This is a genomic window from Bradyrhizobium nanningense (assembly GCF_004114535.1).
In the GTDB taxonomy this organism is placed as follows: domain Bacteria; phylum Pseudomonadota; class Alphaproteobacteria; order Rhizobiales; family Xanthobacteraceae; genus Bradyrhizobium; species Bradyrhizobium nanningense.
On record NZ_LBJC01000020.1, the window covers coordinates 183,794 to 205,175 of the forward strand.

20 protein-coding genes are annotated in these 21,382 nt (G+C 64.9%); 17 read left to right on the top strand and 3 right to left on the bottom strand.

Annotation, left to right across the window (positions count from 1 at the left end; all coding sequences use genetic code 11):
• Window position 1: 1 nt before the first annotated feature.
• The 8 genes from XH84_RS13825 (at window position 2) to XH84_RS13860 (ending at window position 7,670) form a co-directional block, all read left to right on the top strand.
• Complete coding sequence (locus XH84_RS13825) at window positions 2–1,567, top strand: tripartite tricarboxylate transporter permease (RefSeq protein WP_128918793.1); 1,566 nt, start codon at window positions 2–4, stop codon at window positions 1,565–1,567.
• 206 nt (window positions 1,568–1,773) lie between these two features.
• Window positions 1,774–2,568 carry a thymidylate synthase gene (locus XH84_RS13830; RefSeq protein WP_128918792.1) on the top strand — a complete coding sequence of 265 codons (795 nt, stop codon included), beginning with the start codon at window positions 1,774–1,776 and terminating at the stop codon, window positions 2,566–2,568.
• A 5-nt stretch (window positions 2,569–2,573) separates the two neighbouring features.
• Complete coding sequence (locus XH84_RS13835; RefSeq protein WP_128918791.1) at window positions 2,574–3,059, top strand: GNAT family N-acetyltransferase; 486 nt, start codon at window positions 2,574–2,576, stop codon at window positions 3,057–3,059.
• The gene (locus tag XH84_RS13840) at window positions 3,059–3,571 is read left to right on the top strand and encodes a dihydrofolate reductase (RefSeq protein WP_128918790.1); all 513 of its coding nucleotides are present in this window, start codon (window positions 3,059–3,061) and stop codon (window positions 3,569–3,571) included. Before XH84_RS13835 ends, XH84_RS13840 begins: the two co-directional genes overlap by 1 nt.
• Before the next feature lie 153 nt (window positions 3,572–3,724).
• Window positions 3,725–4,861, top strand: coding sequence for an FtsH protease activity modulator HflK (gene hflK / locus XH84_RS13845; RefSeq protein WP_128918789.1), 1,137 nt, complete (start codon window positions 3,725–3,727; stop codon window positions 4,859–4,861).
• Window positions 4,858–5,754, top strand: coding sequence for a protease modulator HflC (gene hflC / locus XH84_RS13850; RefSeq protein ID WP_128918788.1), 897 nt, complete (start codon window positions 4,858–4,860; stop codon window positions 5,752–5,754). Before hflK ends, hflC begins: the two co-directional genes overlap by 4 nt.
• A 71-nt stretch (window positions 5,755–5,825) precedes the next feature.
• Window positions 5,826–6,032 carry a DUF2065 domain-containing protein gene (locus tag XH84_RS13855; RefSeq protein ID WP_028137993.1) on the top strand — a complete coding sequence of 69 codons (207 nt, stop codon included), beginning with the start codon at window positions 5,826–5,828 and terminating at the stop codon, window positions 6,030–6,032.
• Between the two features lie 141 nt (window positions 6,033–6,173).
• Window positions 6,174–7,670, top strand: coding sequence for a Do family serine endopeptidase (locus XH84_RS13860; protein ID WP_128918787.1), 1,497 nt, complete (start codon window positions 6,174–6,176; stop codon window positions 7,668–7,670).
• A 132-nt stretch (window positions 7,671–7,802) separates the two neighbouring features.
• On the opposite strand, the gene serB is transcribed toward XH84_RS13860, so the two are convergent.
• Entirely contained in the window at window positions 7,803–8,708 is a 906-nt protein-coding gene (gene serB / locus XH84_RS13865) for a phosphoserine phosphatase SerB (protein ID WP_128918786.1), read from the bottom strand.
• Between the two features lie 11 nt (window positions 8,709–8,719).
• Between serB and miaA the strand changes: the two genes are divergently transcribed.
• The 9 genes from miaA (at window position 8,720) to XH84_RS13910 (ending at window position 18,787) form a co-directional block, all read left to right on the top strand.
• Window positions 8,720–9,676 carry a tRNA (adenosine(37)-N6)-dimethylallyltransferase MiaA gene (gene miaA / locus XH84_RS13870; protein WP_128918785.1) on the top strand — a complete coding sequence of 319 codons (957 nt, stop codon included), beginning with the start codon at window positions 8,720–8,722 and terminating at the stop codon, window positions 9,674–9,676.
• Between the two features lie 330 nt (window positions 9,677–10,006).
• Window positions 10,007–11,782: an acetolactate synthase 3 large subunit gene (locus XH84_RS13875; RefSeq protein WP_128918784.1), complete on the top strand. Its 1,776-nt coding sequence runs from the start codon at window positions 10,007–10,009 to the stop codon at window positions 11,780–11,782.
• Between the two features lie 24 nt (window positions 11,783–11,806).
• Window positions 11,807–12,349 (top strand): acetolactate synthase small subunit, encoded by a 543-nt coding sequence (ilvN, locus tag XH84_RS13880; RefSeq protein ID WP_128918783.1) that lies wholly within the window; start codon window positions 11,807–11,809, stop codon window positions 12,347–12,349.
• Between the two features lie 3 nt (window positions 12,350–12,352).
• Window positions 12,353–13,048, top strand: a complete 696-nt coding sequence (locus XH84_RS13885; protein ID WP_128918782.1) for a class I SAM-dependent methyltransferase — start codon at window positions 12,353–12,355, stop codon at window positions 13,046–13,048.
• A gap of 46 nt (window positions 13,049–13,094) precedes the next feature.
• Window positions 13,095–13,985: an EamA family transporter gene (locus tag XH84_RS13890; RefSeq protein WP_128918781.1), complete on the top strand. Its 891-nt coding sequence runs from the start codon at window positions 13,095–13,097 to the stop codon at window positions 13,983–13,985.
• 7 nt (window positions 13,986–13,992) lie between these two features.
• Entirely contained in the window at window positions 13,993–14,595 is a 603-nt protein-coding gene (locus XH84_RS13895; protein ID WP_164936168.1) for a LysE family translocator, read from the top strand.
• A 133-nt stretch (window positions 14,596–14,728) separates the two neighbouring features.
• Window positions 14,729–15,748 carry a ketol-acid reductoisomerase gene (gene ilvC, locus XH84_RS13900; RefSeq protein WP_126255348.1) on the top strand — a complete coding sequence of 340 codons (1,020 nt, stop codon included), beginning with the start codon at window positions 14,729–14,731 and terminating at the stop codon, window positions 15,746–15,748.
• 152 nt (window positions 15,749–15,900) lie between these two features.
• Window positions 15,901–16,749 (top strand): SDR family oxidoreductase, encoded by an 849-nt coding sequence (locus XH84_RS13905; protein ID WP_128918779.1) that lies wholly within the window; start codon window positions 15,901–15,903, stop codon window positions 16,747–16,749.
• Window positions 16,750–17,074: 325 nt separating this feature from the next.
• The gene (locus XH84_RS13910; protein WP_164936167.1) at window positions 17,075–18,787 is read left to right on the top strand and encodes an LTA synthase family protein; all 1,713 of its coding nucleotides are present in this window, start codon (window positions 17,075–17,077) and stop codon (window positions 18,785–18,787) included.
• 202 nt (window positions 18,788–18,989) lie between these two features.
• Here XH84_RS13910 and XH84_RS13915 read toward each other — a convergent pair whose 3' ends face one another.
• Both XH84_RS13915 and XH84_RS13920 read right to left on the bottom strand, forming a co-directional pair.
• Window positions 18,990–20,549: a glycine betaine ABC transporter substrate-binding protein gene (locus XH84_RS13915; protein WP_128918777.1), complete on the bottom strand. Its 1,560-nt coding sequence runs from the start codon at window positions 20,547–20,549 to the stop codon at window positions 18,990–18,992.
• Window positions 20,546–21,328 carry an ATP-binding cassette domain-containing protein gene (locus XH84_RS13920; RefSeq protein ID WP_128918776.1) on the bottom strand — a complete coding sequence of 261 codons (783 nt, stop codon included), beginning with the start codon at window positions 21,326–21,328 and terminating at the stop codon, window positions 20,546–20,548. Before XH84_RS13920 ends, XH84_RS13915 begins: the two co-directional genes overlap by 4 nt.
• Between the last annotated feature and the right edge of the window lie 54 nt (window positions 21,329–21,382).

Genomic DNA, 21,382 nt, shown 5'->3' on the forward strand with positions numbered 1-21,382 from the left:
GATGTTCGATCTCTTCCACAATCTGGGCCTTGGCTTCGGTGTGGTGTTTCAGATCTCCTGGTGGTCACCCTGGTGGCTCTACGGCCTGTCGCTCCCGATCTCGATCAATATTCTCATGTGCCTGATTGGCGCATTGGTCGGCACGCTGGTCGGCGTGCTGCCTGGTATCGGCACCGTCGCAACCGTGGCGATGCTCCTGCCGATCACGTTCGGATTGCCGCCGGTCGGCGCGCTGATCATGCTCGCCGGCATCTACTATGGCGCTCAGTATGGCGGCTCGACCACCTCGATCCTGGTCAACATTCCCGGCGAGGCGACATCGGTTGTCACCGCGATCGACGGTCACCAGATGGCCAAGCAGGGCCGTGCCGGCCCGGCGCTGGCGATCGCGGCGATCGGCTCGTTCTTCGCAGGCTGCGTCGCGACCGTGCTCATCGCCGTGCTCGGTGCGCCTCTGACGAAGCTCGCGCTGGCGTTCGGTCCGGCCGAATATTTCTCGCTGATGGTGCTCGGCCTGATCTTCGCGGTGGTGCTGGCCAAGGGCTCGGTGCTGAAAGCGATTGCGATGATCGTGTTCGGCCTGTTGCTGTCGATGGTCGGCTCCGACATCGAGACCGGCGCCTCGCGCATGGCGTTCAACATTCCGGAACTCGCCGACGGTCTCGGCTTTGCGACGGTGGCGATGGGTGTGTTTGGTTTCGCCGAGATCATCCGCAATCTCGACGCCGGCGCCGAGATGAATCGCGACCTCGTCCAGCAGAAGATCACCGGCCTGATGCCGACCAAAAAGGACATGATCGACTCGACGCCTGCGATCCTGCGCGGCACTGTGCTCGGCTCGATTCTGGGCATCCTGCCGGGCGGCGGCGCCGTCATCGCGTCCTTCGCGTCCTACACCCTCGAGAAGAAAATCGCCAAGAACCCGTCGCGGTTCGGCCGCGGCGCGATCGAGGGCGTGGCGGCACCGGAAAGCGCCAACAACGCTGCGGCGCAGACCTCCTTCATCCCGCTGCTGACGCTCGGCATCCCGCCGAACGCTGTGATGGCGCTGATGGTGGGCGCGATGACCATCCACGGCATTGTGCCGGGTCCGCAAGTGATGCAGAAGCAGCCCGATCTCGTCTGGGGCATGATCGCCTCGATGTGGATCGGCAATCTGATGCTGATCATCATCAACCTGCCGCTGGTCGGAATCTGGGTGCGGCTGTTGCGCGTCCCCTATCGGTTGATGTTCCCCTCGATTGTGATCTTCTGCGCGATCGGCATCTACTCGGTGAACAACGCGCCAGTCGACGTCATCCTCGCCGGCGTGTTCGGTCTCGTCGGCTATTGGCTGATCAAGCACGATTTCGAGCCGGCACCCCTGCTGCTCGGCATGGTGTTGGGACCGCTGATGGAGGAGAACTTGCGCCGTGCGCTGCTGATCTCGCGCGGCGACTGGAGCGTGTTCCTGACGCGGCCGCTGTCGGCCGTGTTGCTCGCGATTGCGGCCTTCCTCCTGGTCCTCACGGTGCTGCCCACGTTGCGTGCCAAGCGCGACGAGGTGTTCACCGAATCCGAGAATTGAGGGGCTGGACCCCGGTGGGCAAGTCGGCGACTTAATCAGCAGGATCAAGCTGATAGGCAAGGGGCGGGACGCTGAGTTCCGCCCCTTGTCGTTTGCGCCGGGAAAGCTCACTTTTCCGGGTATAATCGGTGCGGACAGCGAATCGCCGCTGTTGCAGCGCGGGGGCGGCCGCTAAGTTCGCCGCCTCCCCAAAGGCCTAGTCGCACATGCACCAGTATCAGGACCTGCTCGAGCGGATTCTTTCAGACGGCGCGGAGAAGACTGACCGCACCGGCACCGGCACGTTCTCGGTGTTCGGCCATCAGATGCGCTTCAATCTGTCGGCCGGTTTTCCGATGCTGACGACCAAGCGGCTGCCGCTGAAGGCGATCGTGCACGAGCTGTTGTGGTTCCTGAAAGGCGACACCAACATCAAATATCTGCGCGACAACGGCGTCACGATCTGGGACGAGTGGGCGGATGCCAATGGTGATCTCGGCCCGGTCTATGGCCATCAGTGGCGCTCCTGGCCGGCGCCTGACGGCCGCAGCATCGACCAGATCGCGAACGTGGTCGACATGATCAAGCGCAATCCGGACTCGCGCCGCCTGATCGTCTCGGCGTGGAATCCGGCCGACGTCGACAAGATGGCGCTGCCGCCGTGCCATTGCCTGTTCCAGTTCTACGTCGCGGGCGGCAAGCTGTCCTGCCAGCTCTATCAGCGCTCGGCCGACGTCTTCCTCGGCGTGCCCTTCAACATCGCCTCCTACGCGCTGCTGACGATGATGGTGGCGCAGGTCACCGGCCTGAAGCCCGGCGACTTCGTGCATTCGTTCGGCGATGCCCATCTCTATTCCAACCATCTGGAGCAGGCAAAGCTCCAGCTCAGCCGCGCACCGCGGCCGCTGCCGGTGATGCGGATCAATCCTGAGGTGAAGGACATCTTCTCCTTCCGTTTCGAGGATTTCGAGCTCGTCGGCTACGACCCGCATCCGCACATCAAGGCGGAAGTCGCGGTCTGACGCCGATGTCGTTGACCATCCGCCGTGCGCAGCCCGGAGAAGCCGGGCTCGTTCTCTCCTTCATCCGCGAACTCGCCGAGTACGAGAAGCTCTCGCACGAGGTGGACGCGACCGAGGCTAACATCGCTGAGGCGCTGTTCGGCGAGAGACCGCAACTCTATTGCGCGATCGCCGCGTGGAACGGCGAGGCCGTCGGCTTCGCGGTCTGGTTTACGAATTTCTCCACCTTCAGCGGTCGCCACGGCATCTATCTCGAGGACCTCTACGTGCGGCCGTCGCATCGGGGCAGGGGCCTCGGCAAGGCGCTGCTGGTCTATCTCGCGAGGGAATGCGTCGACAACGGCTGGGCGCGCCTGCAATGGGCGGTGCTCGACTGGAACGCGCCGTCGATCGCGTTCTACAAGTCGCTCGGTGCCGTCATGATGGACGACTGGACGCTGTGCCGCGTCACCGGACCGGCCCTGAAGCGGCTTGCCGGGAGTGCGCCCTGATGGAGATCGTCTTCGTCGTCGCGATCGCGGAGAATGGCGTCATCGGCGCGGGCAATGCGATGCCGTGGCGATTGAAATCCGACATGGCGCGCTTCAAGGCGCTGACGATCGGCAAGCCCGTGATCATGGGCCGCAAGACCTTCGAATCGCTGCCTCGCCGTCCCCTGCCGCGCCGCACCAACATCGTGATCACCCGCGATGCGGCCTATCGCGCCAATGGGGCCATCGTCACGACATCCGCCGCGGATGCGGACGCGATTGCGCGCGGCGATGCCCTGCGGCGCTCGGTCGCTGAGATCGCGGTGATCGGCGGCGCCGAGATTTTTCGGCAATGGCTCGATCGCGCCGATCGTCTCGAAATCACCGAAGTCCATGCGCGGCCCGAAGGCGATACGCATTTCGACATCGACAAGGCGGAGTGGGACGAGGTTGAACGTATCCGCCATCCTGCCGGCCCGGACGACAGTGCCGACTTCTCCTATGTGACATATCGTCGGCGGCGCGGCCATTAACCGCTTTCGTCAATGTTTACATTGACTTTTTCGTGCCCGAGCATAGCTCGAAGGACGGTCAGGGCTGCGTTGTAAGGGACCTGCCCGTCCCCTATAAAGCCGGACCGGACAAAGCGGGCGGGGGCAATTCTACCCTGCCGAGGAGAGCGTCGAATGCCGTGGAAGAATCAGGGCGGTGGCCCATGGGGCTCGGGTCCAAAGGGACCATGGGGCTCAGGCCCGCAACCGGTCGGGCCGAGGCCGCCGGATCTGGAAGACCTTCTGCGCCGCGGCCAGGACCGCCTCCAGCAGATCATGCCGGGCGGCTATTTCTCCGGCGTTGGCATCACGCTGATCATCCTGCTCATCATCGCGTTCTGGCTGCTGTCGGGCTTCTTCCGCGTGCAGTCCGAGGAACAGGGCGTCGTGCTGCGCTTCGGCAAGCATGTCCGCACCGTGGATCCGGGCCTGAACTATCATCTGCCCTATCCGATCGAGACCGTGCTGCTGCCGAAGGCGCTGCGCGTCAACACCATCTCGATTGGCATGACGCTGATCGACGATCCCGCACGGCGCGGCCGCTCCATCCGTGACGTGCCGGAAGAGAGCCTGATGCTGACGGGCGACGAGAACATCGTCGACGTCGACTTCACCGTGCTGTGGCGCATCAAGCCCAACGGTGTCGGCAATTTCCTGTTCAACATTCAGAACCCTGAGGGCACCGTGAAGGCGGTCGCCGAAAGCGCGATGCGCGAGGTGATCGGCCGATCGCAGATCCAGCCGATCCTGACCGGTGCGCGCAACGTCACCGAGCAGGGCGTGCAGGAGCTGATCCAGAAGACGCTGGATAGCTACGGCGCCGGCATCCAGATCAGCCAGGTGCAGATGCAGAAGGTCGACCCGCCCGCGCAGGTGATCGACGCATTCCGCGACGTCCAGGCGGCGCGCGCCAATCTCGAGCAGCTGCAGAACGAGGCGCAGACCTACGCCAACCAGGTCGTGCCGCAGGCGCGCGGACGGGCGGCGCAGATTCAGCAGGCCGCCGAAGGCTACAAGGAGCAGGCGGTCGCCGAGGCCAAGGGCCAGAGCGCGCGCTTCCTGAAGGTGTACGACGAATACAAGAAGGCGCCCGACGTGACGCGTGAACGGATCTATCTGGAGACGATGGAGCGGGTGCTCGGCGGCGCGGACAAGCTCGTCTATGACGGCGGCTCCTCGGGCCAGGGCATCGTGCCCTATCTGCCGCTGGGCGAATTGACCACCAAGCGGCCGCCTACCACCGGTCCGCAGTCGGGCGGAGGCAACCGATGAGGTCTCCGGTCACAGGTTTCGTCACGCTGCTCGCGCTCCTGCTCGTCGTGATTGTCGGCTACATGTCGCTTTTCACAGTGCAGCAGACCGAGCAGACCATCGTGCTCCAGTTCGGCCGCCCCGTCGACGTCGTCACTGCGCCCGGTCTGCACTTCAAGGCGCCATGGAATTCGGTGATCAACATCGACAAGCGGATTCTCGACCTGGAGAACCCGTCGCAGGAAGCGATCGCGTCCGATCAGAAGCGGCTCGTGGTCGATGCCTTCGCACGCTACCGCATCAAGGATGCGCTGCGCTTCTATCAGAGCGTCGGCTCGATCCAGGCTGCCAACATCCAGCTCACCACGCTCCTGAACGCGGCACTGCGCCGCGTGCTCGGCGAGGTCACCTTCATCAACGTGGTGCGGGACGACCGCGAGAAGCTGATGCAGCGCATCCGCGACCAGCTCGATCGCGAGGCCGACGGCTACGGTATCGAGGTCGTCGACGTCCGGATCCGCCGTGCCGACCTGCCGGAGCAGAACAGCCAGGCGGTCTATCAGCGCATGAAGACCGAGCGCGAGCGCGAAGCGGCCGAGTTCCGCGCGCAGGGCGGCCAGAAGGCCCAGGAGATCCGCTCCAAGGCCGACCGCGAGGCGACGGTGATCATCGCGGAAGCCAACTCGCAGGCCGAGCAGACCCGCGGTGCGGGCGATGCCGAGCGCAACCGCCTGTTTGCGGAGGCCTACAGCAAGGACGCCGACTTCTTCGCCTTCTACCGGTCGATGACGGCCTATGAAAACGGGTTGAAGTCGAACGATACCCGCTTCCTGCTGCGGCCGGACTCGGATTTCTTCCGGTACTTCAGCAACCCGTCCGGCAGGATGGCCACCGAGACGCCGGCGAAGCCGTAAGCTAGACAAGGGCGGCGGATCTCGCCGCCCATTGTCCAGACAAGAACAGCATAACGGGAGGTTCCAATCCGATGAGGTCCATTGCGTTCGCCGACTTCCTCATCGGCTTGGGCATCCTGTTCGTGCTGGAAGGCTTGATGTTTGCGGCGAGTCCGAACTGGATGCGCAAGGCCATGAAGAGCGCCATCGCCACGCCGGATAACATCCTGCGGGCGGTCGGGATCGGCTCGGCCGTGGTCGGCCTGGTCCTGATCTGGGTTATGCGGCGTCCGGTCTAGAGCTCGCGCCAACGCCAAAGTGAAGCCGAAAGACCGGTTTTCGCCGTATTATCGGGGTCTTGAGGCCGTTAAGCTCCGTGCTTGCGCCGTGCCCCCGTTCGAGCGCAGTCTGGACCCGAATCCTTTTCTCTGGAGATACCAATGCCCGCTGCCACCATTGCCCCGACCCGCTTGCGTTTAGGGCTGGCTGCGCTCGCCGTCACTGCTTTCAGTGCGTTCGGCACGCCGGTCCAGGCACGCGGACCGGAGGGCATCGCCGACGTCGCCGAGAAGGTGATCGACGCGGTCGTCAACATCTCGACCTCGCAGACCGTGGAGGCCAAGGGCGGCGGCAGCAACACCATGCCGCAATTGCCGCCCGGCTCGCCCTTCGAAGAGTTCTTCGACGACTTCTTCAAGAACCGCAGGGGCCCTGGCGGCGGCGGCAAGGGCGGCGATAACGGCGGCGCCCCGAAGAAGACCAACTCGCTCGGCTCCGGCTTCATCATCGACACCTCGGGTGTCGTCGTCACCAACAATCACGTCATTGCGGATGCCGACGAGATCCACGTCATCCTCAACGACGGCACCAAGATCAAGGCCGAGCTGGTCGGCGTCGACAAGAAGACCGATCTCGCCGTGCTCAAGATCAAGCCGCCGAAGCCGCTGGTCGCGGTGAAGTTCGGCGACAGCGACAAGCTGCGCCTCGGCGACTGGGTGGTCGCGATCGGCAATCCCTTCAGCCTGGGAGGCACGGTGACCGCCGGCATCGTCTCGGCCAAGAATCGCGACATCTCCTCGGGGCCCTACGACAGCTACATCCAGACCGACGCCTCCATCAACCGCGGCAATTCCGGCGGTCCGCTGTTCAACCTCGACGGCGACGTCATTGGCGTCAACACGCTGATCATCTCGCCCTCGGGCGGCTCGATCGGCATCGGCTTCGCCGTGCCGTCGAAGACGGTCACGGGCGTCGTCGATCAGCTGCGCCAGTTCGGCGAGCTGCGCCGCGGCTGGCTAGGGGTGCGCATCCAGAGCGTCACCGACGAGATTGCCGAGAGCCTCAACATCAAGCCCGCGCGCGGTGCGCTGGTTGCCGGCGTCGACGACAAGGGCCCGGCCAAGCCTGCGGGCATCGAGCCAGGCGACGTCGTCGTCAAGTTCGACGGCAAGGACGTCAAGGATCCGAAGGATCTCTCCCGCGTCGTCGCCGACACGGCGGTCGGCAAGGAGGTCGACGTCGTCGTCATCCGCAAGGGCCAGGAGCAGACCAAGAAAGTCACCCTCGGCCGCCTCCAGGATCCCGAAAAGGTGCAGGCCGCGGTGAAGACCGACGAGCCGGCGCCCGAAAAGCCGGTGACCCAGAAGGCGCTCGGCCTCGATCTCGCCGCGCTGAACAAGGATCTGCGCACGCGCTACAAGATCAAGGACAGCGTCAAGGGCGTGGTCGTCACCAATGTCGACGCCAATTCCGACGCCGCCGAGAAGCGCCTGTCGGCCGGCGACGTCATCGTCGAGGTCGCGCAGGAAGCGGTGTCGAGCGGTGCCGATATCCAGAAGCGGGTCGACCAGCTCAAGAAGGACGGCAAGAAGTCGGTGCTGCTGCTGGTCTCCAATGCCGACGGCGAGCTGCGGTTCGTGGCGCTGAGCGTGCAGTAGCCGCAAGGTACGGTCCTGTAGGGTGGGCAAAGCGAAGCGTGCCCACGTCTTTCTATCGCTGCAACGAGAATGGTGGGCACGGCGCAAAGGCGCCTTTGCCCACCCTACGGCTGCCGTGCATGCGGAGAGAGTCTACCCCTCCACGAACTCGTCCCGCCGATACCCCTGCGCATAGAGCAGCGCGGTGAGATCGCCGTGATCGATCCGCGCAGCTGCCGCAGCCGCCACGGCCGGCTTGGCGTGATAGGCGACGCCGAGCCCCGCCGCCTGGATCATCGCGAGATCATTGGCGCCGTCGCCGACCACGACCGAGTCGATGTCGTCGAGATCGAACGATTCCATCAGATCCACCAGCGTCGCGAGCTTTGCCGCGCGGCCCAGAATCGGCTCCTTCACCTCGCCGGTGAACTTGCCGTCGCGCACGACGAGCTCGTTGGCGCGGTTCTCCTGGAAGCCGATCTTGGCGGCGACCGCGCTGGTGAACAGCGTGAAGCCGCCGGAGACGAGGCAGGTATAGGCGCCGTGCGCGCGCATGGTCGCGACCAGTGTGCTGCCGCCCGGGGTCAGCGTGATGCGCTTGGCCAGCACCTCGTCGACCACGCTGGCCGGGAGGTCCTTCAGCAGCGCGACGCGCTCGCGCAGTGCCGGCTCGAACTCGATCTCGCCGCGCATCGCGCGTTCGGTGATGCCTGCGACATGGGCCTTCATCCCGACCAGATCAGCGAGTTCGTCGATGCATTCCTGGCCGATCATGGTGGAATCCATGTCGGCGAGAAAAAGCTTCTTGCGCCGGGCGCCGACTGGTTGCACGACGATGTCGATGGGCAGGTCGCCGCGCAGCTCGCGGAGCCGCTGTTCGATGGCGTGGCGGTCACCTTCGAGGTTACTGTCGGCACCGAAGGGGATGTCGACCGCAACCCCGTCGAACAGCCAGTGCGCCGGAGTTGCCTGGGGCAGCACGGCGCGGGCGCCATCGACGATGGTCGAGTCGAGCGCGGGATTGTCGGGGTTGCAGATCAGCGTGGCGACGAGGGACATTTGAGGTTTTCGTGAGCGAGGAGCAAGTCGGCAGAAGGCCTGTTGGCGAGGCCGTGCTTATCGCAGGCCCGACCGCCAGCGGCAAGTCGGCGCTGGCGCTGGAGCTTGCGCTCGCCACCGGCGGTATCGTCATCAATGCCGATTCCATGCAAGTCTACCGCGACCTGCGCATCATCACGGCACGGCCGACACGGGATGAGGAAGCGCGCGCTCCGCACCGTCTCTACGGGCATGTCGATGCAGCCGTGAATTTCTCGGCCGGGGCCTGGGTGGCCGACGCGGCAAAGGCGCTCGACGAGGCCCGTGCCGAAGGTCGCCTGCCGATCTTCATCGGCGGCACCGGGCTCTATTTCAAGGCGCTGACGGCGGGGCTCTCCGTGGTGCCGCCAATCCCTGCCGAGGTGCGCGAGGAGGTGCGCGCGCGGCTGGAACGGAACGGTGCGGAGGCGCTGCATGCGGAACTGGCGCGTCGCGATTCCCGTGCGGCCGAGCGATTGAACTTGCGCGACCGCACCCGGATCGCGCGCGCACTCGAAGTGGTCGAAGCGACCGGCCGTTCGCTGCTTGACTGGCACCGCGAAGGCCAGCCGCCGCTGCTGCCAAAGGACAGTTTTCGCGCGGTCTTCCTCGCGCCCGAGCGCGACGCGCTCTATGCCCGGATCGATGCCCGTTTCGAGGCCATGCTGGGGGCCGGCGCACTGGACGAAGTCGAGCGGCTCGCCACGAGACACCTCGATCCGCTGCTGCCGGCGATGAAAGCGCATGGTGTGCCAGCCCTGATCCGGCACTTACGCGGTGAGCTTAGCCTGGAGCAGGCCGCCGGAATCGGCCGCGCCGACACCCGCCATTATGCCAAGCGGCAATTCACCTGGTTCCGGCACCAATTGCCCGAGTTCGAATGGGTCAAGCCGGAGCAGGCGAGGGGATGGCTCGCCGCTGTTGTGAACGCGGCCCGCGCCCCCCGCTGACGCGCTTTTCCGTCCGGGTTCCACAATTTACCTCTCGCCGAACCTTGGGAACACCGCTACACTGCCAAAATCGCGCGGGAACGGCCGCATCGCCTTGACATCCGGGCTTTGGCCGCTATGTTTCGCGCAACCTTTGGGAAGCCGAGCGCCTGCCATGCGTAACTTTATTTCCAAACTCCTTATCGCCGTCGTACCCAGGCACACCGCCGGGGATGGCTAGCTGCCATCCACAAGACAGGCGGTGTGCATGGGCCCTCTTCGGGGCCTTTTTTATTTCCCGAACCCGACACGAACGAAGCCGCTGACAACAGCGCATCCGGAGCAAGCCAAATGAGCGACAAGAGCCACGATCCGAACCAGATGACCGGTGCCGCGATGATCGTTCGCGCGCTCATCGATCACGGCGTGACCGACATTTTTGGCTATCCCGGTGGCGCCGTGCTTCCGATCTATGACGAGATCTTCCAGCAGAGCGAGGTCCAGCACATCCTGGTCCGCCACGAGCAGGGCGCGGGCCACGCCGCCGAGGGCTACGCGCGCTCGACCGGCAAACCGGGCGTCGCGCTGGTGACCTCCGGCCCCGGCGCCACCAACATGGTGACGCCGCTGACCGACGCGCTGATGGACTCGATCCCGCTGGTCTGCATCTCCGGCCAGGTGCCGACGCACCTGATCGGCAACGACGCGTTCCAGGAATGCGACACTGTCGGCATCACGCGCCCCTGCACCAAGCACAATTGGCTGGTGCGCGACGTCAATGATCTCGCCAAGGTGCTGCACGAAGCCTTCTACGTCGCCACCTCCGGCCGTCCCGGCCCGGTGCTGGTCGACGTTCCCAAGGACGTGCAGTTCGCGACCGGCACCTATCATCCGCCGCGCAAGTCCGACGTGCACCGTTCCTATGCGCCGCGCGTGAAGGGCGATGCGGCGCAGATCCGCAAGGCGGTGGCGCTGCTGGCGGGTGCCAAGCGCCCCGTGATCTACAGCGGCGGCGGCGTCATCAATTCCGGCCCCGAGGCGACCAAGCTCTTGCGCGAGCTGGTCGAGGTCACCGGTTTCCCGATCACGTCCACGCTGATGGGCCTCGGTGCCTACCCTGCGTCGGGCAAGAACTGGCTCGGCATGCTGGGCATGCACGGCACTTACGAGGCCAACATGGCGATGCATGATTGCGACGTCATGCTGTGCGTCGGCGCGCGCTTCGACGACCGCATCACCGGCCGCGTCGATGCGTTCTCGCCAGGCTCTAAGAAGATCCACATCGACATCGACCCGTCCTCGATCAACAAGAACATCCGCGTCGACGTGCCGATCATCGGCGATTGCGGCAACATCCTCGGCGATATCCTGCAGGTGTTCAAGGCTGAGGCGAAGAAGCCCGAGATCAAGAATTGGTGGCAGCAGATCGCGCAGTGGCGCGCCCGGAACTCGCTCTATTACAAGAAGAGCAACGACGTCATCCTGCCGCAGCATGCGATTCAGAGCCTGTTCGAGGCCACGCGCGGCAAGGATACCTACATCACGACCGAAGTCGGCCAGCACCAGATGTGGGCGGCGCAGTTCTACGGCTTCGAGGAGCCGCATCGCTGGATGACCTCGGGCGGTCTCGGCACCATGGGCTACGGCCTGCCGGCCGCGGTCGGTGTGCAGGTGGCCCATCCCGACAGCCTCGTCATCGACATCGCAGGCGATGCTTCGGTGCAGATGACGATGCAGGAGATGTCGACGGCGGTGCAGTACGAGCTGCCGATCAAGATCTTCATCCTGAACAACCAGTACATGGGCATGGTGCGGCAATGGCAGCAGCTGCTGCACGGCAACCGCCTGTCGCATTCCTATTCGGAGGCGCTGCCGGATTTCGTCAAGCTCGCCGAAGCCTATGGCGCCGTCGGCCTTCAGGTGCACAAGCCCGGCGATCTCGACGGCGCCATCCAGGAGATGATCTCGGTCAAGCGCCCCGTGCTGTTCGACTGCCGCGTCGCGGCGCTCGAAAATTGCTTCCCGATGATTCCGTCCGGCAAGGCGCACAACGAGATGCTGTTGCCGGAGCAGGCCAATGACGAGGCGACCGCGAAGGCGTTCGCCGGCGGCAAGGCGCTGGTGTGACGAGAAAGACTTGAGGGGACGACAATGAACCAGCCCGCATCCGCTTACTTCATCGAAGAGCGCCACGATCCGAACGAGACGCACACGCTTGCAGTGCTCGTGCAGAACGAGCCGGGCGTGCTCGCGCGCGTCATCGGCCTGTTCTCAGGCCGTGGCTACAACATCGAAAGCCTCACGGTCTCGGAGACCGAGGCCCAGAAGCATCTGTCGCGTATCACCATCGTCACCACGGGAACGCCGATGGTGATCGCGCAGATCAAGAATCAGCTCGATCGCATGATCCCGGTCTATCAGGTCGTCGACATGACCCAGACGCGGCGCTCGATCGAACGCGAGCTCGCCATGGTGAAGGTGCGCGGGCAGGGCGAGCATCGGGTCGAGACGCTCAGGCTTGCGGATGCGTTCCGCGCCCGGGTGATCGACGCCACCACCGAGAGCTTTGTGTTCGAGATCACAGGCAATACCGACAAGATCAACCAGTTTATCGACCTGATGCGCCCGCTCGGGCTCGTCGAGGTGTCGCGCACCGGCGTTGCCGCGATCGGCCGCGGGCCCGAAGGGATGTGAACCATGCTGGCGCGCGACTGGTACTACAACGAGCGGAACCGGATGGGGATCGAGCCCGCTGTGGCCTCGATCTACGACGCCCACGACGATGCCGATCTGCGGGCGCGCGCCGCGCTGAAAATGCTTGGCGTCCAGCGCGGCTGGCGCATCGCCGATATCGGCTGCGGCAACGGCGTGCTGGCGACCGAAGCGGCGCTGATGGGTGCCGAGGTCGACGCCATCGACATCTCGCCGGCGATGCTGGCGCTCGCCGAGATCTACGCCCGCGACCGCAAGGCGCCCGTGCGCACCCAGTCTGCCGGCCTGCTCAGCTTCGCCTATCGGCCGGAATCCTACGACCTGATCGTCAGCGAATTCACGCTGCATCACCTGCCGGATTTCTGGAAGGCGGTGGCGATGTCGCGGATTTTTCGCGCGCTCAAGCCCGGAGCAACGTTCTATCTGCGTGACATCGTCTACTCATCGATGCCCGACGCAATCGAGCGCGACGTCGAGCAATGGGCCGACTTCCAGATCAAGAACCACGACTTTTCGCGCGAAGGCATCGTCACGCATATGCGCGACGAATATTCCACCTTCGGCTGGGTGATGGAGCGGATGCTGACCGACGTCGGCTTCACGCTGGTCTCGGCCGATTACCACGCACCGATGCACGGCACGTATCTGCTGCGCAAATCAAGAGCCGGCGAGCAAGGCTAGACGAATAACAACAGGGCTGCACGACAGGGCAGAACCGAGAACAACAATGAAGCCGGCCGATATCCTCATCGCCATCCTGGTGGCGATCATCTGGGGTCTTGCCTTCGTGGCGAGCCGGATCGCGCTCGACGAGCTTTCGCCGGAGCTGATGACGGCGCTGCGCTTCAGCGTGGCTGCGGTCCCATGCCTGTTCATCCGCAAGCCCAAAATCGCCTGGTCGCTGCTGATCGCGATCAGCTCCACGTTGTTCCTCGGCCAGTTCCTGAGCCAGGCCTATGGCATCGCTCACGGCGTGCCGGTCGGGCTGACCAGCGTCATCGTGCAGAGCCAGGCGCTGTTCACGATCGGTTTTGCCGCGATGGCCTTTGGCGAGCGTCCGACACCGATGCAGGCACTCGGCATCGGTATCGCTGCAATCGGCCTCCTAATGATCTGCGGCACGGTCGGCTATGATTTCAGCGTCGCTGCGTTTGCAGTGCTGATGATCTCGCCGCTCAGCTTTGCCGTCGGCAATCTGCTGCTGCGCAACGCCCGCGGCGTGCCGATGTTCGACCTGTTCGCGTGGTTGTGCCTCGCCTCGGCGGTGCCGCTTTTCGTGCTGGCGCTGATCGCCAATGGCCCGGCGCCGACCTGGACATCGCTGAGCCACATGTCGCTGACATCGGCTCTCTGCATGTTGGCGCTTGGCGGCATCTCGACGAGTATCGCCTATTGGCTGTGGGGCCGATTGCTGCGCGACTATCCCGCCGCGCAAGTGGTGCCATTCGCGCTGCTGGTCCCGTTCGTCGGCTCGGCCGCCTCCAGCATCGTGTTCGGCGAGCGGTTCGGACCCTTGCGCCTTGCCGGCATGCTGACCGTGATCGGTGGTATCGCCGTGATGGTGCTGGCGAAGCGGCCCAACGCGTTACCCGAAGAACCGTTGCCGAAGACGGCGTGAGGTGAGCATGTCCCAGTCGCTGTTCTATGCCTTCCTCATCTTCATGGTCGTGATGTATTTCACGCCGGGGCCGAACAACATCATGCTGCTGTCCTCGGGCCTGACCTACGGCTTCCGGCGCACCATCCCTCACATCGTCGGCATCGTCCTCGGCTTCGCTTTCATGGTCGCCGCTGTCGGCCTCGGGCTCGGCTCCGTGTTCCTGGCCTATCCGGTCCTCCAGACCATCCTGAAATATGCCGGTGCCGCCTACCTGATCTATCTTGCCGCCGCGATCGCCATGTCCGGCCCGACCAAACCGCGGGAGGGGAATGGCCGCGGCCCGATGACCTTCTGGGGCGCGGCGATGTTCCAATGGATCAATGCCAAGGGCTGGGTGATCGTGATCGGCACCATCACCGCCTATGCGGCCATCGCCCAATTCCCGCTCAATATCGCGATCCAGACCGTGATCAGCCTGATGGTCGGCACCGTCTCGACCGTGGTCTGGGCCCTGTTCGGCTCCGCATTGCGGCCGGTCCTGACCTCGGAGCGGCTGGTCCGCGCCTTCAATATCCTGATGGCGCTCCTGCTGCTGGCCTCCCTCTACCCCGTTTTCATGGATGCATGATGTCGCGGATTTCCATGCAGAAACGGGTTTCCCTCAGGGCTGAAAATGCTCTAGACAGCCCCCGAAATCCGCAAATTTCACCCTTCGGACACTGACCATTGGCCGATTTCGGCCCTGAACGAGGAAACGACCTATGCGTGTTTATTACGATCGCGACGCCGACCTGAACCTGATCAAGGGCAAGAAGGTCGCCATCGTCGGCTATGGCAGCCAGGGCCATGCCCATGCGCTCAATCTGAAGGATTCCGGCGTCAAGGAAGTCGCCATCGCGCTGCGCAAGGGTTCAGCCTCGGCCAAGAAGGCGGAAGCCGCCGGCTTCAAGGTGCTGGAAGTCGCCGAAGCCGCCAAATGGGCCGACCTCGTCATGATGCTGACCCCGGACGAGCTCCAGGGCGACATCTATCGTGAGCACCTGCACGACAACATGAAGAAGGGCGCTGCCCTGGTGTTCGCGCACGGCCTCAACGTCCATTTCAACCTGCTCGATCCCCGCGCCGATCTCGACGTGCTGATGATCGCGCCGAAGGGCCCCGGCCACACCGTGCGCTCGGAATATCAGCGCGGCGGCGGCGTGCCCTGCCTGATCGCGATCGCCAAGGACGTTTCCGGCAACGCCCATGACCTCGGCCTGTCCTATGCCTCCGCCATCGGCGGCGGCCGCGCCGGCATCATCGAGACCACCTTCAAGGAAGAGTGCGAGACCGACCTGTTCGGCGAGCAGGTCGTGCTTTGCGGCGGCCTGGTCGAGCTGATCAAGGGTGGCTACGAGACGCTGGTCGAAGCCGGCTACGCCCCGGAGATGGCCTATTTCGAGTGCCTGCACGAAGTGAAGCTGATCGTCGACCTGATCTATGAAGGCGGCATCGCCAACATGAACTACTCGATCTCCAACACCGCCGAATACGGCGAGTATGTCACCGGTCCGCGCATCATCACGGACGAGACCAAGAAGGAGATGCGCAAGGTTCTGGCCGACATCCAGGGCGGCAAGTTCGCCCGCGACTGGATGCTCGAGAACAAGGTCAACCAGACCTCGTTCAAGGCGACCCGCGCCAAGCTCGCTCAGCACCCGATCGAGGAAGTCGGCGCGAAGCTGCGCGACATGATGCCCTGGATCAAGAAGGGCGCGCTGGTCGACAAGTCGAAGAACTAAGCATTTGTGCCCCGGACGCAGCGCAGCACGGTGGTGCTGCGCTGCTGATCCGGGTCCAATGCGTCTGCTGGGTCCCGGCTTTGCGCTTCGCTTGTCCGGGACACCAGGAGAAATCCAAGGCATGACCGCGGGAACCTGAGGGAGGAGGGACCATGCGATCTGTCGTCGTCACCGGTGCGTCCACCGGCATCGGCTGGGCCACTGCAAGATTCCTGATCGGGCGCGGCTATCGCGTCTTCGGCAGCGTTCGCAAGCAGGCCGACGCCGACCGGCTCAAGGTTGAGTTCGGTGCCAATTTCACGCCGCTGCTGTTCGACGTCACCGACGAGGCTGCCGTGCTGGCGGCTGCGCGAGAAGTCCGCGAGGCGCTGAACGGCGAGACGCTGGCGGGCCTCGTCAACAATGCCGGTGTCGCGGTGGCCGGCCCCGTGCTCGAATTGTCGGCAGACGATTTCCGCCGCCAGATGGACATCAACATGATCGGCCCCGTGATCGCGACGCAGGCGTTCGGGCCGCTGCTCGGCGCCGACGCCTCGCTGAAGGGCCCGAAGGGGCGGATCGTGATGATCAGCTCGGTCGCGGGCAAGAACGGCAATTCGCTGTCGGCGCCTTACTGCACCTCCAAGCACGCCGTCGAGGGCTTGTCGGAAAGCCTGCGCCGCGAGCTGATGCTGTTTGGCATCGATGTCATCATCGTCGCTCCCGGCGCCGTGAAGACGCCGATCTGGAGCAAGGCCGAGCAGATCGATCTCTCCGTCTACCAGAACTCGCCCTACCTGCCGGCGCTGAACAAGGTCATGGCCTTCATGATGGACCTCGGCGCCAAGGGCCTGCCGGCCGAGCGGGTCGCCGAGATCGTGTTCGAGGCGCTCACGGCGGCGAGTCCCAAGGTGCGCTACCAGATCACCCCTGACCCGATGCGCCATCTGATCGCGGCCGTGCTGCCGAAGCGGACGGTCGACCGCATCATCGCCAAGCGGCTCGGGTTCCTGCCACAGTAAGGCAGGGGCTTCAGCCCGCCGCTACGGTCTGCCCACGGGGATGGCGAGCCATCGCGCGCATGGCGGAAGGGGTGATCGACCTGTTTATCGCCGGGATCGCAAAGCCCTAGCACCGCAAGCGGCTTTTGCCCACCGCCGTGCAGCACGTCCCGGCTCGCGAACGTTAAGCGAAGGTGGGACCACGACGCGCGTTGCCTGTCCTTGACCGTTTCGTTACAGTTTTATGACACGGTGCAGGCTTCCGGCTGCGCCGGAGGGCCCTGGCCGTTTTCGGCTGGCCAGAGGGCTTGGCATCACCGCGCCGGACCAGAGTTGCGTGTCGTCGATGGCGTCCGCGCCCAATCCAGGTCCTTCTGCCACGACCGCCGTGCTGGCGAGCGTCGCCGCGCTCGGCATCTGGCGGCTGCTCGCCGTTGCCGCGCCGCATCTGGCCGCGCTCGCGCTGATGTACCAGACCGAGACCGATTTCGGCTCGCGCCTCTCCTTCGTGCTGGCCTGGGGCATCCTCAACTTCTTCTGGATCACGCTGCTGCGCCGGCCGGCGCTCTCCGGCGCGCTGTCGCTGACCATGGTGGTTGTGCTGGTGCTGTTGTCGCGGCTGAAGCACGACGTCGTGCAGATGACGGTCAACTTCATCGACCTGATGATGATCGACCGCGACACCGTCGCCTTCCTGTTCACGATCTTCCCGAATTTGCGCTGGTCGGTGATCCTGGCCGGCTTCGTCACGCTGCCGCTGATGTACGCGCTGTGGTGGCTCGATCCGTTCCGCATTCGCCGCCTGCCCGCGCTCGCCTGCAAGCTGGCCTGTCTGGCCGCGCTGGTCGGTTATTCGCTCTATCATCCCGATGAGGCCTGGCGCGGCTATTACGACGACGGCTATCTGTCGAAATTCTTCCGCTCCGGCGTCAGTTCGGTCGCCGATTTCGTGCAATACGGCTTCATGGAATCGGCCGCTGCGACCAATGAGCGGCTCAATCTGCCGCTGGTCGATTCCTGCCACCCCGCCGGGCGCCGGCCGAACATCATCATGATCCATGATGAATCGAGCTTCGACATCCGCGCCGCCGGGGGCATCAAGGTCCCGCAGGGCTATGGCAGCCACTTCAAATCCTGGGACGGCAAGCAGCGTACGTTCCTGGCCGAGAGCAACGGCGGGCCGAGCTGGTTCACCGAATACAACGTGCTCGCGGGACTGTCCTCGCGTTCGTTCGGCCGCTTCGCCTATTTCGTGACACGCATCGCCTCAAACCGCGTCGAGCGCGGGCTGCCGCTGGCGCTGCGCCGCTGCGGCTACGACACGATGTCGCTGTATCCCGCCTATGGCGGCTTCATGGGCGCACGCAGTTTTCAGATGACGACCGGCGTCGAACGCTTTTTCGACTCCAAGGATCTCGGCGCCAAGGACGTCGAGCCCGACAGCTTCTTCTACAATAGGGCGCTGCAGCTGATGGGCCAGCAGCCGCCCAACAAGCCGCTGTTCACCTTCATCTATCTCGGCGCCAATCATTTCCCCTGGGAGACGCGCTTCCGCCCCGAGCTGCTGCCGAACTGGCGCGCGCCGGGCAATGTGGCGTCGATCGACGAATATCTGCGCCGGCAGGCGATGAGCGCCGAGCAGTACAAGGCGTTTATCGCGGGTCTGAAGAAGACGTTCCCGGGCGAGCCCTTCCTGATCGTGCGTTACGGCGATCATCAGCCGGAATTCGCGCCGCAGATCCTCGAGCCCGGGCTCGATGAGGGCGCTCTCGGCAAGAAGCTCGACGCCTACGATCCGCGCCTCTATGCGACCTATTACGCGATCGATTCCGTCAATTTCGAGCCGGTGAAGAGCGATGCCGTGATGGACACGATCGACGGGCCCTATCTGCCGCTGGTCATCCAGGAGGCCGCGGGCATCCCGCTCGACCCGTCCTTTGCCGAGCAGAAGGAGATCATGCTCCGCTGCAAGGGCGTCTTCTACGGTTGCAAGGACGGCGCCGAAGCGCGGCGACTGAACCGCCTGCTGATCGACGCGGGGATGATCCGGGGGCTGTAGTCTCTCGCTTTACCCCAACCACTACTCATTGACCGTCACCCTGAGGTGCTCACCGAGCGGCGTCAGCCGCTTGGTGAGCCTCGAAGGGCGACAGCCGGGCTGCATCCACAACCGTGGCCGTGCATCCTTCGAGGCTCCCCATGGGACGCGTTGCGTCCCATGCCTCGCGCCTCAGGATGACGGAGCTTGAGCGGAGCTAGGCCTACCGCCCTCCCACCTTCTCCCACAACCACCTCGCCACCGCGTCCGGCGATGAGTTGGCGTCATTGCCGCTGGCGCGCAGGTTTGCCTCGCGCATCGTGGCGATGTCGATCTTGCCGAGCAGCGGCCTGAGCGCCGCCTGCAATCTCTCGTCGCCGGCGCGCTTCGGTGCGAGCAGAAGGATCGCATCGTAAGGCGGAATCGCGTGCCTGGGGTCGTCGAGCGCGACCAGGTCGTATTTCGCGATCAGGCCGTCGCTGGTGTAGCCGGCGATGACGTCGACCTCGCCGCTGGCCACCGCCGCATACATGAAGTCCGGCTGCATCTGGCGCTGGGCGCGGAACGAAAGCCCATAGGCCTTTTGCAGCGCCGCCCATTCCGGCCGTGAGAAGAATTCGTAGTCGCCGGCAATCGACAGCGTCGATGCGTGCGCGGCGAGGTCGGTGATGGTGTGGATGCCAAGCGCCTCGGCACGCTTCTTCGGCATCACCAGCGCATAGGCGTTCTCGAAGCCGAGCTCGCCGAGCAAAACGATGTTGTCCTGCGCCAGCGCCGTCTTCAGCTCCGCTATCAACTCGGCGCGCGGCTTGATGTCGGTGCGGTGCAACTGGTTGGCCCAGAGCGTACCGGAATAATCGACATAAAGGTCGATGTCGCCGGCCTTCAGCGCCCCGAAGACCACGCTGGAGCCGAGGCCGGAACGCGTCGTGGCCGGGAGGCCCGCCGCCCGGAGGCGATCCCGCATCAGCGCCGACAGCACATATTGCTCGGCGAAGGTTTTGGCACCGACCACGTAGCCCGACGACGAGCGTCCCATGGTCGGCACCAGCGTTGCCGCGACCAGCGCCGCGATGCCGGCCGCGCCGAGCCCGCTGCGCAGGCGGCTGCGCTGGCGCAGGCCGCCCTCGATCAGGCCGAGCAGCTGATCGACGGCGAGTGCCAGCGCGGCGGAGGCAACGCAGCCGAACAGCACGAACACCCAGTTCTGGGTCTGAAGCCCGGCAAAGATGTAATTACCGAGGCTGGACTGCCCGATCGGCGTCGACAGCGTCGCGGTGCCGATCACCCACACCGCGGCGGTGCGGATGCCCGCCATCATCACCGGCAACGCCAGCGGCAGCTCGACCATGATCAGCGACTGCCGTGTGGTCATGCCGACGCCCTTGGCGGCCTCGACCAGCGCGGGATCGATGCCGTTGAGCCCGGTGATGCCGTTACGCAGCACCGGCAGCATCGAATAGAGCGCCAGCGCCAGCATCGCCGGCAGGAAGCCGAACGCCGAGAAGGACACGCCGAACCAGGCCAGCGTCACGGACGCCGCCAGCAGCAGCAGCGGATAGAACAGCGCCAGCAGCGCCAGTCCCGGCACCGTCTGCACGATGCTGGCGAGTGCGAGCAGGACGGTGCGCGGCGCCGGGCGGTTGCGCGTCAGGATCGCCAGCGGCAGGCTGACGGCGAGACCGAGCACGAGCGCGGCAAGACTCACCCGTACATGGTTGCCGAGATAATCGGGCAGATGCGACAGCGCCTCGCCCCAGCGCGGATCGGTGAAGAGGCTCATGCCGCACCGCCCTGCGGCAGCAGCGCGTTCAGCCGTTCGACCTGGCGGCGCGGTGTGCGCAACAGCTCCAGCACGTAAGCGTCGCTGCTGTTCGACAGCTCGGCGGGTGTGCCCTGGGCGAGCAGCTTCCCGCCGCGCATCACCGCGATGCGGTCGGCGAGCAGGATCGCCTCCGTCATGTCATGCGTGATCATCACCGTGGTCAGACCGAGCTTGCGGTGCAGCGAGCGATAATCGTCACCGAGCGCGTCGCGGGTGAGGGGATCGAGCGCGCCGAAGGGCTCGTCCATCAGTACGATGCGGGGCTTTGCGGCCAGCGCCCGTGCCACCCCGACGCGCTGGCGCTGGCCACCGGAGAGTGCCTCCGGCAGGCGGTCGCGATGCGCATCGCGGTCGAGCTGTACGAGCGCAAGCAGTTCGTCGACCCGCGCGGCGATGCTCGCCACAGGCGCGCCCAGCAATTTGGGCGTGATCCCGATATTGTCGGCGACGCTCAAATGCGGAAACAGTCCACCAGCCTGGAAGACGTAGCCGATCCGCCGCCGCAGCGCGACCGGATCGACATTCCTCACGTCCTCGCCCTCGACCGTGATGGTGCCGCCGTCGACCTCAATCAGCCGGTTGGCGAGCCGGAGCAGGGTCGTCTTGCCCGAGCCGGAGCCGCCAACGATGGCCAGGAACTCGCCCTCGGCAATGTCGAGCGATACGTCGTCCACGGCTGTGAGAGAGCCGAACCGCTTGGTGATGTGGGCGTAGCTAATGGCCGGCTTGGAAGGCATTCGACGCAGCTCATTCTTACCCTCCCTTGGAGGGGCAGGGCATGCGTAGCACGC

Excerpts from the sequence above, each read along its gene's own strand:
- XH84_RS13825 (WP_128918793.1), top strand. The coding sequence starts at position 2 with ATGTTCGATCTCTTCCACAATCTGGGCCTTGGCTTCGGTGTGGTGTTT.
- XH84_RS13830 (WP_128918792.1), top strand. The coding sequence starts at position 1,774 with ATGCACCAGTATCAGGACCTGCTCGAGCGGATTCTTTCAGACGGCGCG.
- XH84_RS13835 (WP_128918791.1), top strand. The coding sequence starts at position 2,574 with ATGTCGTTGACCATCCGCCGTGCGCAGCCCGGAGAAGCCGGGCTCGTT.
- XH84_RS13840 (WP_128918790.1), top strand. The coding sequence starts at position 3,059 with ATGGAGATCGTCTTCGTCGTCGCGATCGCGGAGAATGGCGTCATCGGC.
- hflK (WP_128918789.1), top strand. The coding sequence starts at position 3,725 with ATGCCGTGGAAGAATCAGGGCGGTGGCCCATGGGGCTCGGGTCCAAAG.
- hflC (WP_128918788.1), top strand. The coding sequence starts at position 4,858 with ATGAGGTCTCCGGTCACAGGTTTCGTCACGCTGCTCGCGCTCCTGCTC.
- XH84_RS13855 (WP_028137993.1), top strand. The coding sequence starts at position 5,826 with ATGAGGTCCATTGCGTTCGCCGACTTCCTCATCGGCTTGGGCATCCTG.
- XH84_RS13860 (WP_128918787.1), top strand. The coding sequence starts at position 6,174 with ATGCCCGCTGCCACCATTGCCCCGACCCGCTTGCGTTTAGGGCTGGCT.
- serB (WP_128918786.1), bottom strand. The coding sequence starts at position 8,708 with ATGTCCCTCGTCGCCACGCTGATCTGCAACCCCGACAATCCCGCGCTC.
- XH84_RS13875 (WP_128918784.1), top strand. The coding sequence starts at position 10,007 with ATGAGCGACAAGAGCCACGATCCGAACCAGATGACCGGTGCCGCGATG.
- ilvN (WP_128918783.1), top strand. The coding sequence starts at position 11,807 with ATGAACCAGCCCGCATCCGCTTACTTCATCGAAGAGCGCCACGATCCG.
- XH84_RS13885 (WP_128918782.1), top strand. The coding sequence starts at position 12,353 with ATGCTGGCGCGCGACTGGTACTACAACGAGCGGAACCGGATGGGGATC.
- XH84_RS13890 (WP_128918781.1), top strand. The coding sequence starts at position 13,095 with ATGAAGCCGGCCGATATCCTCATCGCCATCCTGGTGGCGATCATCTGG.
- XH84_RS13895 (WP_164936168.1), top strand. The coding sequence starts at position 13,993 with ATGTCCCAGTCGCTGTTCTATGCCTTCCTCATCTTCATGGTCGTGATG.
- ilvC (WP_126255348.1), top strand. The coding sequence starts at position 14,729 with ATGCGTGTTTATTACGATCGCGACGCCGACCTGAACCTGATCAAGGGC.
- XH84_RS13905 (WP_128918779.1), top strand. The coding sequence starts at position 15,901 with ATGCGATCTGTCGTCGTCACCGGTGCGTCCACCGGCATCGGCTGGGCC.
- XH84_RS13910 (WP_164936167.1), top strand. The coding sequence starts at position 17,075 with ATGGCGTCCGCGCCCAATCCAGGTCCTTCTGCCACGACCGCCGTGCTG.
- XH84_RS13915 (WP_128918777.1), bottom strand. The coding sequence starts at position 20,549 with ATGAGCCTCTTCACCGATCCGCGCTGGGGCGAGGCGCTGTCGCATCTG.
- XH84_RS13920 (WP_128918776.1), bottom strand. The coding sequence starts at position 21,328 with ATGCCTTCCAAGCCGGCCATTAGCTACGCCCACATCACCAAGCGGTTC.